General features: G+C 71.1%; 12 protein-coding genes. 7 read left to right on the top strand and 5 right to left on the bottom strand.

The features are described 5' to 3' along the window. The 5 genes from phoR to ACF3M1_RS10930 all read left to right on the top strand — a co-directional run bounded on the left by phoR (position 1) and on the right by ACF3M1_RS10930 (position 7,035). On the top strand, positions 1 to 1,329 hold the full coding sequence (phoR, locus tag ACF3M1_RS10910; protein WP_394000552.1) for a phosphate regulon sensor histidine kinase PhoR: 1,329 nt from the start codon (positions 1 to 3) through the stop codon (positions 1,327 to 1,329). Next, on the top strand, positions 1,326 to 3,476 hold the full coding sequence (ppk1, locus tag ACF3M1_RS10915) for a polyphosphate kinase 1 (RefSeq protein ID WP_394000554.1): 2,151 nt from the start codon (positions 1,326 to 1,328) through the stop codon (positions 3,474 to 3,476). The genes phoR and ppk1 overlap by 4 nt, the downstream gene beginning before the upstream one ends. 127 nt (positions 3,477 to 3,603) lie before the next feature. Next, entirely contained in the window at positions 3,604 to 5,112 is a 1,509-nt protein-coding gene (ppx, locus tag ACF3M1_RS10920) for an exopolyphosphatase (protein ID WP_394005245.1), read from the top strand. Positions 5,113 to 5,333: 221 nt separating this feature from the next. Then, positions 5,334 to 6,515, top strand: a complete 1,182-nt coding sequence (locus ACF3M1_RS10925; RefSeq protein ID WP_394005246.1) for a glycosyltransferase family 4 protein — start codon at positions 5,334 to 5,336, stop codon at positions 6,513 to 6,515. Further along, positions 6,496 to 7,035: a phosphatase PAP2 family protein gene (locus ACF3M1_RS10930; protein ID WP_394000556.1), complete on the top strand. Its 540-nt coding sequence runs from the start codon at positions 6,496 to 6,498 to the stop codon at positions 7,033 to 7,035. Before ACF3M1_RS10925 ends, ACF3M1_RS10930 begins: the two co-directional genes overlap by 20 nt. 16 nt (positions 7,036 to 7,051) lie before the next feature. Here the strand turns inward: ACF3M1_RS10930 and ACF3M1_RS10935 are convergent, their stop codons facing one another. The 5 genes from ACF3M1_RS10935 to creB form a co-directional block, all read right to left on the bottom strand. Continuing rightward, positions 7,052 to 7,936, bottom strand: coding sequence for a carbon-nitrogen hydrolase family protein (locus ACF3M1_RS10935; protein ID WP_394000558.1), 885 nt, complete (start codon positions 7,934 to 7,936; stop codon positions 7,052 to 7,054). After that, entirely contained in the window at positions 7,933 to 8,541 is a 609-nt protein-coding gene (locus ACF3M1_RS10940) for a GNAT family N-acetyltransferase (RefSeq protein WP_394000560.1), read from the bottom strand. The genes ACF3M1_RS10935 and ACF3M1_RS10940 overlap by 4 nt, the downstream gene beginning before the upstream one ends. A gap of 83 nt (positions 8,542 to 8,624) precedes the next feature. After that, the gene (creD, locus tag ACF3M1_RS10945; RefSeq protein ID WP_394000562.1) at positions 8,625 to 10,013 is read right to left on the bottom strand and encodes a cell envelope integrity protein CreD; all 1,389 of its coding nucleotides are present in this window, start codon (positions 10,011 to 10,013) and stop codon (positions 8,625 to 8,627) included. 75 nt (positions 10,014 to 10,088) lie between these two features. Further along, the gene (creC, locus tag ACF3M1_RS10950) at positions 10,089 to 11,534 is read right to left on the bottom strand and encodes a two-component system sensor histidine kinase CreC (RefSeq protein ID WP_394000564.1); all 1,446 of its coding nucleotides are present in this window, start codon (positions 11,532 to 11,534) and stop codon (positions 10,089 to 10,091) included. Positions 11,535 to 11,571: 37 nt separating this feature from the next. After that, on the bottom strand, positions 11,572 to 12,252 hold the full coding sequence (gene creB / locus ACF3M1_RS10955; protein ID WP_394000566.1) for a two-component system response regulator CreB: 681 nt from the start codon (positions 12,250 to 12,252) through the stop codon (positions 11,572 to 11,574). A 69-nt stretch (positions 12,253 to 12,321) separates the two neighbouring features. Here creB and ACF3M1_RS10960 point away from each other — a divergent pair, with 69 nt between their 5' ends. Both ACF3M1_RS10960 and ACF3M1_RS10965 read left to right on the top strand, forming a co-directional pair. Beyond that, positions 12,322 to 13,182 (top strand): 23S rRNA (adenine(2030)-N(6))-methyltransferase RlmJ, encoded by an 861-nt coding sequence (locus ACF3M1_RS10960; RefSeq protein WP_394000567.1) that lies wholly within the window; start codon positions 12,322 to 12,324, stop codon positions 13,180 to 13,182. Positions 13,183 to 13,299: 117 nt separating this feature from the next. Beyond that, positions 13,300 to 13,878 carry a GNAT family N-acetyltransferase gene (locus tag ACF3M1_RS10965; RefSeq protein WP_394000569.1) on the top strand — a complete coding sequence of 193 codons (579 nt, stop codon included), beginning with the start codon at positions 13,300 to 13,302 and terminating at the stop codon, positions 13,876 to 13,878. The last annotated feature ends 114 nt before the right edge of the window (positions 13,879 to 13,992 follow it).

Below are 13,992 nucleotides of genomic sequence, written 5' to 3' on the forward strand. Positions count from 1 at the left end.
ATGCCCCCCCGTATCCACGTCGCTTGGACCCGCACCCTGCTGCAACTCGCCGTCGTGCTCGCCGGCGCTGCCGTGGTCGGCGCGATCGTGGGCGAAGTGTGGATGGCGCTGGCGATCGCCGCGCTCTGCGTCGTCGCCTGGCACTACTGGAAGCTCTACGACCTGCTGCGTCGCCTGACCTCGCGCAGCCGTGTGCCGCCGCCGCAGGGCGACGGCGTGTGGCAGGAGACCGACCGGCTGCTGCACCGCGGTCAGCAGGACATGCGCGCGCGCAAGCGGCGCCTGATCGCGATGTTGCGGGCCTACCGCGCAGTCGCGGCCGCCTTGCCCGACGCGGTAGTCGTGGTGGAACGCAACAGCCAGCGCATCCAGTGGTTCAATACCGCCGCGACCACGCTGCTCGGGCTGCGCATGCCGCGCGACATCGGCAAGCCGGTGGGGGCGACGCTGCAGCCGCTGCCCGTCGCGCACTGGTTCGCGCACGGCCGGCGCGCCGAGCCGATGCTCGACGTGGCGTCGCCGGTCTCGTCGGGCACGCGTCTTGAACTGCGTCTGATCCCGTATTCCGAAGACCTCTGGCTGCTGGTGGCCCGCGACGTCACCAAGCTGGTGCGGCTGGAGCAGATGCGCCGCGATTTCGTCGCCAACGTGTCGCACGAGCTGCGCACGCCGCTGACGGTCGTGCATGGCTACCTCGACATGCTCGACCCCGCCGAGCAGCCGGAGTGGGCGCCGATGCTGCAGGAAATGCAGCACCAGTCGCAGCGCATGACACAACTGGTCGAAGACCTGCTGACACTGTCGCGCCTCGAGGCCCAGGACAGCATCGGCGAGGAAACGGTGTCCATGGCCTCGATGCTGGCCTCGCTGCGGCGCGAGTTGACGATGCTCAGCCAGGGCCGGCACACGATCGGCGTCGACGATGCCTCGCCGACCGATCTCGTCGGCTCGCCGCGCGAACTGCACAGCGCCTTCTCCAACCTGGTCAGCAACGCCGTGCGCTACACGCCAGCAGGCGGGCGCATCACGATCCGCTACGAGGCCACCGCTGACGGCGGTGTCGCACTCGCGGTCGAGGACACCGGCTACGGCATCCCGCCCGCGCATCTGCCCCGCATCACGGAGCGCTTCTACCGCGTCTCGACCAGCCGCTCGCGCGAGTCGGGCGGCACCGGACTGGGCCTGGCGATCGTCAAGCACGTCCTGCACCTGCACCAGGCCCGGCTGGAGATCGACAGCGAAGTCGGTCGCGGCAGCCGGTTCGCCTGCCATTTCACCGCCGAACGCGTGCGCCCACGCGAGGCCGCCTATCTCGGAGCCACCGGATGACCCGGAAATCCGCTGCCCCCCGCCGCAACCGCGCGCAGGGCACCGCCCAGTCGGCCGCCGACGCCCACGCGACCGCGCTGCAGGACGGCGTGACCGACCCGCTGCTCGATCCGGCGTTGTTCCTCAACCGCGAGCTGTCGCAGCTGGACTTCAACTTCCGCGTGCTGGCCCAGGCGCTGGACGAATCCGTGCCATTGCTCGAGCGGCTGAAGTACCTGTGCATCTCGTGCACCAATCTCGACGAGTTCTTCGAGATCCGCGCCGCCACCGTGCGCCATGCGCAGGATTTCGGCACGCCGCTGCCGCCCGACGGTATGACCCCGACGACGGTGCTCAAGCGCATCCACGACCGCGCCGCCGAGCTGGTCGAGGCGCAGTACGCCTGCTGGAACAAGGTGATGCGGCCGTCGCTGGGCGCGGCCGGCGTGCGCATCCTCGGCCGCGATGCCTGGACCGCGCGACAGACGCGCTGGCTGCGCGCCTACTTCCGCGAGGAGGTCATGCCGGTGCTGTCGCCGCTGGGCCTGGATCCGGCGCATCCGTTCCCGAAGATCCTCAACAAGTCGCTCAACATCGTGGTCGTGCTCAAGGGCAAGGACGCGTTCGGCCGCGTGGGAAATCTCGCCATCGTGCGCGCGCCGCGCTCGCTGCCGCGGATCATCCAGCTGCCCGAGAGCATCTCCGGCGGCGAATACGACTTCGTGTTCCTGTCGGCGGTGCTGTCGGAATTCGTCCATGAGCTGTTCCCCGGCATGGACGTCAAGGGCGCCTACCAGTTCCGCGTGACCCGCAATTCCGAACTGATCGTCGACGAGGAGGAGGTCGAGAACCTCGCCCTCGCGCTGCGCGACGAACTGGTGGGACGCGGCTACCTGCGCGCGATGCGGCTGGAGATCGCTGCGACCTGCCCCAAGCCGATCGTGCGCACGCTGCTGCAGAACTTCGACCTGCCCGAGAACGCGGTCTACCGCATCGACGGACCCGTCAACCTCAACCGCATCAGCCAGATCTTCGATCTGGTGCAGCGCCCGGACCTGAAGTTTCCGACGTTCCAGCAGCGCCAGCTGCCGGGCAGCGATTCGATGTTCGAACTGGTCGCCGACGGCGACGTGCTGCTCCACCACCCGTTCGACGCATTCACGCCGGTGCTGGAACTGATCAAGCAGTCCGCCGAGGATCCCAACGTCCTGGCGATCAAGCAGACGCTGTACCGCGCCGGCAAGGACTCGCCGATCGTCGAACACCTGATCCAGGCCGCGCGCAACGGCAAGGACGTGACCGTGGTGGTCGAACTGCGCGCGCGCTTCGACGAGGAAGCCAACCTCGGCCTCGCCGACCGGCTGCAGGAGGCCGGCGTGCAGGTCGTCTACGGCGTGGTCGGCTACAAGACCCACGCCAAGATGCTGCTGATCGTGCGTCGCGAAGGTCGCAAGCTGCGGCGTTACGTGCACCTGGGCACCGGCAATTACCACGCCGGCACCGCGCGCGGTTACACCGATTTCGGCCTGATCACCGCCAATCCCGATATCGGCAACGACGTCCACTTGCTGTTCCAGCAGATGTCCGGCCTGGCGCCGGCGATCGAGCTCAAGTGCCTGCTGCAGTCGCCGTTCACCCTGCACGCCGGCCTGATCGCGCGGATCGAGCGCGAGGCGCGCAATGCGCGCAACGGCCAGCCGGCGCGCATCGTCGCCAAGATGAACGCCCTCAACGAGACCCAGGTGATGCGCGCGCTCTACGCGGCCTCGCAGGCCGGCGTGCAGATCGATCTGATCGTGCGCGGCGCCTGTGCGCTGCGCCCGGGTGTCCCCGGCGTGTCGGAGAACATCCGCGTGCGCTCGATCGTCGGCCGCTTCCTCGAACACCATCGCGTCTACTGGTTCGAGAACGGCGGCACGCCCGAGCTGTTCTGCGCCAGCGCGGACTGGCTGGAGCGCAACCTGCTGCGCCGGGTCGAGACCTGCTTCCCGATCCTGGATCGCGAGATCGCGACGCGCGTGCGCGAGGAATCGCTCGACAACTACCTGGCCGACAACGTCAACGCCTGGGAACTGCGCGAGGACGGCAGCTACGTCCATCTCGCGCCCGAAGGCGACGCGATGCCGCATTCGGCGCAGGGCTGGCTGCTGGCCCGGCTCTGCGCCTGAGGATGACGGTGGACATCCCGGCATGCTTTACCATGCCGGTCCCCATCGTCCGCACGGGGCGCGTCGCGCGCCGTGCTCCCGCAGGAGTGTCATGACCGGCCAGGACACGTCCGCACGCGTCGACGCCATGACGCCCCCGATCGCGGACGGCGACATGCTCGCCGCGATCGATCTCGGCTCCAACAGCTTCCACATGATCGTCGCCCGCTACACGCTGGGCCAGCTGCGTGTGGTCGACCGCCTGCGCGAGACCGTGCGCATGGCCGAAGGGCTGGATACGCGCGGCGGCCTGACCGCCGAGGTCCGCCAGCGCGCGCTGGCCTGCCTGTCGCGCTTCGGCCAGCGCATCCGCGACATCCCGCCGCAGAACGTACGCGCACTGGCCACCAATACCGTGCGTCGGCTCGCCGCGCCGCAGGCCTTCCTGGTACCGGCCGAAACCGCGCTCGGCCATGCGATCGAAGTCATCGCCGGCCGCGAGGAAGCGCGCCTGATCTATCTCGGCGTGGCCCACGCGCAGCCGCCGAAGCCGGGCCAGCGCCGGCTGGTGATCGACATCGGCGGCGGTTCGACCGAATGCATCATCGGCAGCGGCTTCGAAGCACTCGAGCGCGAAAGCCTGCAGATCGGCTGCGTCGCGAGCACGCGGCGGTTCTTCCCCGGCGGCAAGCTGTCGAAAAAACGCTGGCGGGATGCGCTGTCCGAAGTCTCGGCCGAATTCCAGCAGTTCGCGAGCACCTACCGCGCGCTGGGCTGGCAGGAAGTGGTCGGCGCCTCGGGCACCAACAAGGCGATCGGCGAGATCTGCGCCGCGATGAAGCTCACCAAGGGCGCGGTGACCGCCGAGGCCCTGCCGCAGGTGCGGGACCGCCTGCTCGAGGCGGGCCATATCGACGCGATCACCCTGCCCGGCTTGTCCGACGACCGGCGGCCGATCATCGCCGGCGGCATCCTGGTGCTGGAAGCGGCGTTCGGCGTGTTCGGCATCGAACGCATGCAGGTCAGCAAGGCGGCGATGCGCGAGGGTGTGCTGCGCGACCTGCTCGGCCGCGCGGGCGAGGACGATCCGCGCGAGGCCTCGGTCGAGGCCCTGATGCAACGCTACGGCATCGACCGCGTCCAGGCCGGTCGCGTCGAGGCCACGGCGCTGCGCCTGTTCGACCAGGTAGCACGTGCGTGGCGGCTCGACGCCGACGATCTGCGCATGCTCGCCTGGGCCGCGCGCGTGCACGAACTGGGCCTGGTGATCGCGCACAGCCAGTACCACGTGCACGGCGCCTATGTGCTCGAACATTCCGACATCGCGGGCTTCTCACGCCAGGAGCAGCAGTTCCTGGCGGCGCTGGTGCGCTGCCACCGGCGCAAGGTGCCGAAGTCCGCATTCGACGCCGTGCCCGACCGCCTGCTGGTGCAGGCGCGCCGCACCGCCGCGCTGCTGCGCCTGGCGGTTCTGCTGCATCGCAGCCACGAGGCGGACGACATTCCGCTGCTGCATGCCGGCGTCGCCGACGACGTACTGACGCTGCGCTTCTCGCAGCGCTGGCTCGATGCCCGGCCGCTGCTGCGCATCGATCTCGAAGGCGAGCCCGACGAGATCGCACCGCTGGGCATCCGTCTGGTGCTCAGCGCCGACTGACCCCGCGAGACCGGTGGACGGCGCCGGTCCGGCGTCACGGTCGGACCTGAGCTGCAGGGCTCCCGGACACCGCGCAGTGCGGGGCCTGCCCGCCTCGCCACCGTGGCCCCGGCCGCGCTCCGGGTCCGGCGCCCGCGCGGTCACCGAACCGTCAAACCGCTGTCACCGTGCCGGCATCCCGGGCGCCGACCATGCGCCAAGCCCAGGCACGGACCGTCACGATGCGCTACGCGATCGTCACCGACACCTACCCGCCCGAGGTCAACGGCGTCGCACTCACGCTGCAGTCCTACGCGGACGGCCTGCGCACCCGCGGGCACCAGGTCGACATCGTCCGGCCGGCCAGGAGCGACGAGCGGCCGGAGCTCGATGCCGACGGCACCCTGCGGGTCCGCGGCCTGCGCCTGCCGCGGTACCAGGCGCTGCGCGTGGGGCTTCCGGCCGGTCGGCGTCTGCGGGCCCACTGGCGCACGCGCCGGCCCGATGCCGTCTACGTCGCCACCGAGGGGCTGCTCGGCGCGTCGGCGATCCGCGCCGCGCGCGCACTCGGCATTCCGGTGGTCACCGCGCTGCACACGCGGTTCGACCTGTACATGGCCGACTACGGCCTGCCCGCGCTCGAGCCGGTGGCGCTGGCGTGGATGCGCCGCTTCCACGCCTCGGCCGATGCGACCGTGGTCGCCACGCGCGCACTCGCCGGCTGGGTACAGGACCAGGGCATCCGCCACGCGGTGACCTTGCCGCGCGCCGTCGACTGCACGCGCTTCGACCCGGCGCGGCGTGACCCCGCGCTGCGGACCGAATGGGGTCTCGGCGCCGACAGCCTGGCCGTGATCCATGTCGGGCGGGTCGCCGCCGAGAAAAACCTCGATCTCGCGATCCGCGCGTTCCGCGCACTGCAGCCGCGCCACCCCGGCGCGCGGATGGTGTTCGTCGGCGACGGCCCATTGCGCGAGCCGCTGCAGCGCGCGCATCCCGACATCCTGTTCACCGGCACCCGCCGCGGGCGCGATCTCGCCCGCCACCTGGCCAGCGCCGACCTGTTCCTGTTTCCCAGCCGCAGCGAGACCTTCGGCAACGTGGTGCTCGAAGCGATGGCCAGCGGCGTGCCACAGGTCGCCTTCGCCCTCGGCGCGGCCGCCGAACACCTGTGCGACGGCCTGCACGGCGCATGCGTGAGCGGCGACGAGACGGACTTCGTCGACGCCGCGGTGCATCTGGCCGGCGACGGCGCGGGTCGGCGCGCAATGGCCCTGGCCGGCCGCGAGGCGATGCTGCGGCTGGCCCCGGAGCAGGTGGTCCGCGAACTCGACACGCTGCTGGCAGGGCTGCGCGGCACGCCGCTGGCGGCTGCCGACGCGCCGCATTTACCGGAGAACCGCGATGCACGCACCCCCGCGTAGCCGTTTTCTGGCCCACGAGACCGGCTGGTGCCTGCGCGCCAACCGTGCCTGCACGCGCGGGTGGCTGCGACGGGGCTTCGCCCTGGTCAGCCGGCTCGGCGACGGCGTGTTCTGGTACGCGCTGATGGGCGCGCTGGTGCTGCTCGACGGCCTCGACGGCGTGGTCGCCGCGGCCCACATGGCGGCCACCGGCGGGGTCGCGCTGCTGCTCTACCGTCGGCTCAAGCGCTGGACGCGCCGCCCGCGTCCGTTCGCCGCCGACCTGCGGATCCGCGCCTGGGTCGCGCCGCTCGACGAGTACAGCTTTCCGTCCGGCCACACCTTGCATGCGGTGGCGTTCTCGATCGTCGCCATCGCCCACTATCCGATGCTGGCCGGGCTGCTGGTTCCGTTCACGCTGCTGGTCGGCGCCTCGCGGGTGGTGCTGGGCCTGCACTACCCGAGTGACGTGCTGGCAGCGACCGCGATCGGCAGCGCGCTCGCCGCCGCATCGTTGTGGCTGGTGATGCCGCTCGGCTAGCGCGCCGCCAGGCCGCTCAGCGCAGCGGCGACGCGACGGCGCGTGCCAGCGCCGGGCGCTGCTGGCCCGGCCAGTCGAGATCGTTGGCGACCTGCGCCATGCCGCGCGCCGCATCGAGCGCGTCGACGTCGATGTCCGCGACCGCCCAGTTGCCGTCGTCGCCGGTCTCCGCCAACAGGCCATCGGCGGGGAACCCGACATCCATCGGCGCGATGATCGCGGCCCGGCCTGTGTTCGCATCGAGCACCGGCGTCCACGGCGCGTCGCCGGCCGTCACCGACTGGGCGACGAAGCAACGGTTCTCGAGTGCACGGGCCAGGCATCCGACCCGCACGCGCGTGGCGCCGGCCTCGGTGTCGGTGCAACTGGGCACCAGCAGCAGCCGTGCGCCCGCGTTCCACTGCGCACGCACCGGCAGCGGGAACTCGATGTCGTAACAGATCGCCACGCCCGCGCGCACCGGGCCCAGATCGAAGACCTTCAACGCGTCGCCCGGCACGATCACCCCGGTCGCCTTCTCGAACGCGGTCAGCTGCAACTTGTCCTGCCAGTCGCAGCCGCCTGCAGGCGCGAACACGTCGCTGCGGTTGCGATAGCGGCCGTCACCGAGGTCGAGCAGGAAACTGCCGGCGACGATGGTCATGCCGGTGTCGCGCGCGAGCCCCGAGAACAGGGCCAGCCAGTCGCCTCGATAGCGCTGGATCGCCGCGAACGAGGCCAGTGTGTCGCCGCGCACCTCGGCATCGAAGGTCGCTGCCAGTTCCAGCGCCAGATACTCCGGCAGCACCGCGACCTCGGCGCCGGCAGCCGCCGCGTCCATCAGCAGCCGCCGCTGATGCTCGGCAAAGGCTTCGAAATCCGGCGCCATGCCGATCCGGTACCGCGCGGCCGCGACCTTCATGCCGCCGCCTCCAGCGGCCGCGTCCAGAACGTCATCGGATGCAGCACATCGCCGACCTCCAGCTCCTCCCAGCGCAGCAGCATGCTCATGCCGGGCTGGCGCACGTAGCCGCGCGTGCGCCAGAACGCGGTGTTGTCGCGGTAGGCCGCAGGCCGACGCGGATCGTCGTCAGCCCGGTCCACGGCGGCGAACGCGGTCAGATCGAACTCGCCCAGCGCGCGGGCGTGCGCCTCGCGCGCATCGAAAAACGCATGGCCGATGCCGCGCCCGCGATACTCGGACAGCAGCACCGATTCGCCGAAATAGAACACCCGCGCGACCGCCATGTCCTGGTCCACGAATGGGGTCTGGAAGCCGGGGTCTTCGTCCGCCAGCGGCACGCCGGTCGACGCCCCGACCACGGTATCCCCGTCGAACGCGAGCACGAACACGCTGCGCGGTGACCGCGCATAGGCGGCCATGTAGTCGCGTTCGTAGGCCGGATCGCCGGCATACAGATACGGCCAGTCGCGGAACACGCGCATGCGCAACTGCGCGACATCGTCGAGATGCGGGCGTAACGCGTCGCCGGACAGCACACGTATGGAAGGCGCGGAATCGGTCATGTCACCGAGTCTTGCACGGGCGCCGTGGCCGACGCGCCAAGGCCGCGGATCACCGCGGCCCCGGGCGGCCGGCCACTCCCCGCTCAGGGGTCGGGCAGCGGCGGCGGCGGTGGACCGCGGCCTGGCGCGTTGCCGAGTGCGTACCAGTCCACCCGGCGGGTCAGCAGCATGACCGCGGCGAGGATCACGAACAGCAGACCCGCGCCCAGCACCAGCGCGTTGTCCTCCGACACCAGCAACCCGTACAGCGCGGCGTAGAGCAGACCCAGCATGCCGGCGAATCCGGCGCCCCAGCCGCGGCTGCGCAGCACGGCCGCGAGGTAGACCCCGATCAGCCCGATGCAGGCCAGGCTCGCCGCGAGGTAGGCGGGACCGAACGCGATGCGTTCCGACAGGCTGACCAGCAGCAGGAAGAAGATCGCCAGCGCCATGCCGACCAGCGCGTACTGGATCGGATGGATCCGCAGCTGGCGCAGCAGTTCGAACATGAAGAACGCCGAGAACGTCAGCAGCACGAACAGGATGCCGTACTTGCTGGCCCGGTCCGCACGGACATAGGCATCCACCGGATTGACCAGCGAGACGCCGAGCACGTCGATGTCCGGCCCGCTGTGCTCGAAAAACAGCAGCGAGGCGACGTCGCGATCGATCCGGGCGCCCTGGCGATACTGCCGCTGTGCGTCGCTGGCGAGCGAGGACACCGCCCACTCCGCGCGGAAGCCGCCCGCGCCGATCGCACTGGACTGCGGCAGGAAACGCCCGTTGAACTGCGGGTGTGGCCATGGCGAGTCGAGAACGACGCGGGTGTCGGACGCCAGCGGCACGACAGCGAGCGAAGCGCTGCCGGCCAGTTCGAGATCGAACGCAGCGCGCACCCGCAGCGCGTCGCCCGCCGCCACCGGGGCCAGCGTCGCGTGGACGCCCGCCCCCATGCCCTCGCCCGCGCCCTGCTGCACGGCCACCGCCGCGCCGTCGACCCGCAGCCGCGGCGTGCCGCGCAGTCCACGCACGTCGGCGATGCTGTAGCTGAGGAACGGCCGGCCGATCCGGCGCGGTGCCACCGCGTCGGCTGCGTCCTGCGGAATCCGCGCGTTGAAGTCCGCGCTCATCTGCCCGGTCAGCGTGTACATGCGCACTTCGTGCAAGCCGAGCCTGCGCGTATACGGCGCCAGCGCGCCGGTCAGCGTGGCCGTGTCGGGAAAGAACAGCCAGGTGCCGGCGCGCTCGCGATGCACGATGCCGAGCACCCGACCCTGCGCATCGACATCCTCGACGGCCACGGTTTCGGTGTAGGGCACCACGAGCACCGGCGCGGCCATCGCCTGGCGACCGGCCTCGCTCAGGGCGATCCGCTCGACCGCCTCGAGTCGGAAGCGCTGCCGGTCGTGGATCACACTGCGGATCAGCAGCAGGGGCAACAGGATGGCGAGACTCAGGCCCGCCACGATCACGATCTTCAACGCCAGACGCATCGCACCACTCCATTCCGGATCTGCGCGCAGCCTGCGCGCGCGGCGTGAGCGGACGATGGGGCGTGCGTGAAGTCGCTATGAAGTCGGCGGCTGCGCCCTCGGCAGGTCGACCGACGCCAGTGCGCCGCCGTCCGGCCGGTTGACCAGGGTGGCGCGCCCGTCGTGCAGCGCCGCCACTTCGGCCACGAACGGCAGGCCGATGCCGCTGCTGCGGCTGCCGCCTCCGGGTCGAGGCAGCGAATAGAAGCGCTCGAACACACGGTCCAGCGCATAGGCCGGCACGCCGGGGCCGCGGTCGGCCACCGTGATCGCGATCCGATCGCCCGTCCCCGGCTCGAGCGCGACCGCCACCACGCTGTCTGCGGGGGCGAAATCGCAGGCGTTGTCGACGAGGTTGGCGACCATCTGCCGCAGCAGGAACGCATCGCCGACCACGGCCGCGTCGCGGCAGCGGTCGTCGATCGCCAGGTCCACCGGCACGCGGCGCGGATCGTCCCGGAACGTCGCCAGTGCCGACTCGAGCATCGCCACCACAGGCACGCGTCCGGGCTGCTCGATCCGCTGCCGGTGTTCCACGGCCGCCAGCGCCAGCAGCTTGTCGATCATCTGGGTCATGCGCTCGCCCTGGGCGACCACGCTCGCGGCGAACCGGCGGCGGTCCGCATCGGGCAGCGGTGTCTCCAGCAGCTCGGCCGCACTGCGGATCGCCGACAGTGGAGCCTTGAGTTCGTGGGTGAGCGCGTGCACGTAGCGCTCCACGTACTGCCGGCCTTCCAGGCGCTCGCGCATCGTGTCCAGGGCCTGGCCGAGATCGGCGAATTCGCCCGCCGTCTTCGGCACCGGTGCGCGTTCACCGGCCGTCACCGCATCGGCATACCGGCGCAGCGCGCGCAGCTGGCGCGACAGCCACCACGCCGCGAGCAGGCCGATCGCCAGCGCGCTGCCCAGCAGCACCCCGCCCCAGCGCAGGATGGTCGCCTCGCTGCGCGCGATGAACGGCGCGATCGTGCGGTTGGGCTTGGCCACCGTCAGCGCCCCGACGATCCGGTTGCCGTCGCGGATCGGCGCGGCCACGTACATCACCGAGCTGGCGTCGTCGTCGGGGTCTTCGCGCGTGGAGCGCGCGCCGTAGCGGCCGCGCAGCGTCAGGTGGACGTCGTTCCAGCGGGCGTAGTCGCGGCCGAGGTCGCGCCCGCTGGAGTCGAACACCACGACGCCACGCGCATCGGTGATGTAGACGCGGTAGGCGATGCCGGATTTGTGGAATCCCCAGATGTCGGCGTCCAGCTCCCGTGTGCCCAGTGCGCGGACACGCTGCGCGAATGCGCCGTCATTGATGCGGCCGGCGAGGAAATCGTCGGTCGCGAGTTCCGCCAGCACGCCGGCGGTGTCGGCCAGCGTGTCCTCCATGGCCTGGCGCACGCCCGGCTTGACCTCCTGCGAGAACACGCGCATCAGCAGCAGCGCCGCCAGCGCGACGATCGCGAAGTAGCCCAGCAGGATGCGCAGGCCGATCCTCATCCGGCGTCGCACCCGCACGCCGCGCGCCGACGCGGCATCAGCCGACGTCCAGCGAATAGCCGATGCCGCGGTGCGTGCGCAGCGGATCGGTTCCGGGATCGGCTGCACGGAGCTTCGCGCGCAGCGTCTTGACGTGGGTGTCGACGGTGCGGTCGCCGCTGTCGGGCGCGTTCTCCCAGACCCGGTCCATCAGCTGGGCGCGCGACAGCACCGCGCCCGGGCGCCCCAGCAGCACGGACAGGAGGCCGTACTCGTAGCGCGTCAGGTCGAGCGCCTGGCCGTGGTACCGGATCCGCCGCCCGGCGACATCGTGCTCGAATGCACCGGTGCGACTGCCATCGACGACTGCGCCACCGGGTGCGCCGCGCCGCAGGACCACGCGCACCCGGGCGACGAGCTCGCGCAGCGAGAACGGCTTGGCGATGTAGTCGTCGGCGCCGAGGTCGAAGCCGAGCACGCGCTCCGACTCGCCGGCCTGCGCGGTCAGGAAGATCACCGGCAGCTGCGCCGTACGGCGCAGCTCGCCGCACAGCGCGAAGCCGCTGACGTCGGGCAGGCCGACATCGAGGATCGCCAGATCGAATGCGGCCGTCGCCGCGGCCTCCGACGCCGTCCGGCCGTCCAGACAATGCGTCACCGCGTGCCCGTCGGCGCGCAGCGCGTAGACGATGGTCTCGGCGATCGCCGGTTCGTCCTCGACGAGCAGGATGTGGGCCATGGGCGGTGGGCAGCGGGGTCCCACACAGGATACGGCGCGCGGCGCGCGGGTGACCGCTACCCTATGCCCATGAACTACCGCCACGCCTTCCACGCCGGCAACCATGCCGATGTCCTCAAGCACGTCGTGCTGCTCGCGATCTGCGATGCGCTGGCGGTCAAGCCGGCGCCGTGCTTCGCACTCGACACCCACGCCGGCGCCGGCGTCTACAGCCTGCTCGACGAACAGGCGCGGCGCACGGGCGAGGCCGACGGGGGAATCGGTCGGCTTCTGGACGCGCCGGCGCGCACGCCGGCCGTCATCCGGTACCTCGATGCGGTGGCCGCCTGTCGCGCCGCGCATGGCGAGGCGACCTATCCCGGCTCCCCGTGGCTGCTGGCACACGCGCTGCGCGCGCAGGACCGGATCGCCTGCTGCGAGATCGAACCCGGCGCCCAGGCGGCGCTGCGTCAATCGGTGGGCCGGGATCCGCGCGTGGCCGTGCACGGCCGCGACGGCTACGAGGCCTGCCGGGCCCTGCTGCCGCCACGCCAGGGCGGCCAGGCGTTCGCACGCGGCCTGGTGCTGATCGACCCGCCCTACGAGGCCCAGCGCGCCGAGTTCGACACCGCCCTGTCGGCGATGCGCGACGCGATGGCCCGCTGGCCGCAGGGCATCCAGGCGCTGTGGTATCCGATCAAGCAACGCCGCACGCTGACGCCCTTCCTGCGCGCCGCCGGCAAGCTGCAGACCCGCTCCACGCTGGTGGTCGAGCTGCTGGTCCGGCCTGACGACTCGCCCTTGCGCATGAACGGCAGTGGCCTGCTGCTGCTCGATCCGCCCTGGCAGCTGGCGACCACGCTGGCCCCGGCGCTGGAGGAGCTGCAGCAGCGGCTCGGCGAGGACCGCATGGGCAGCACGCGCCTGCACTGGCTGCGCGAGCCCGTCTGAGGCGCGGCGCTGCGGGAAGTGAATGCGCGCATCGGACAGCGACGCGTTCAGCTCTTCACGATGCCTGAATCGCGCCACCGGTTAAGGTCCGGGCACCGCCTTCGTGTCCCCCCCTCGATGACCGCACGCAACCGCCTCCCCCCGTGGCATGAGGAAATTCGCCTCGCCAATGGCCGCCAGGTGCTGATCCGCCCGATCCGTCCGGCCGACGCCGAGCCGCTGCGTGCAGCGTTCGCGCTGCTCGAACCCGACGAGGTGCGTCAGCGATTCCTTTATGCAAAACCGGAACTCTCGCCTGAGACCGCCAGCCGGCTGACCCAGCCGAACCCGAAGTCCGAATTCGTCCTGGTCGCCGCCGAGCCGCTGACACCCGGTGACGCACTGGTCGGCGCCGTCTCGCGGGCCGCCGTGCTGCCCGGCACCCGCCACGCCGAGTTCCACATCCTGGTCAGCCATTACGTCGCAGGAATGGGCCTCGGCCGGCATCTGATGCGGCGCCTCGTGCGTTGGGCCAAGGGCAAGCGCCTCGATCGCCTGTACGGTGATGTGCTGGAAGAGAACGAGCCGATGCTGGCCTTGGCCAAGTCGCTCGGCTTCCAGCGCGAATCGGTCGAGACGCCGGGCATGGTGCGGGTCTCGCTTGAGCTCAAGCGCTCACCGGCCCCCGACCCGGTGCCCAGCATTCCGCTGGGCTGAACCCGCCGGGGCCTGCCGTCCGTCGCAGGCCTCGCGACGCGTTCGTTTAAACTTTTGCGCGCGCAGCGCCGGCCGTCAGGCCTTCGGCGCTGTCGTCGTGTCCGCGCCCGTAGC

The sequence above is a fragment of the Luteimonas sp. WGS1318 genome (assembly GCF_043187535.1).
Classification (GTDB): domain Bacteria; phylum Pseudomonadota; class Gammaproteobacteria; order Xanthomonadales; family Xanthomonadaceae; genus Luteimonas.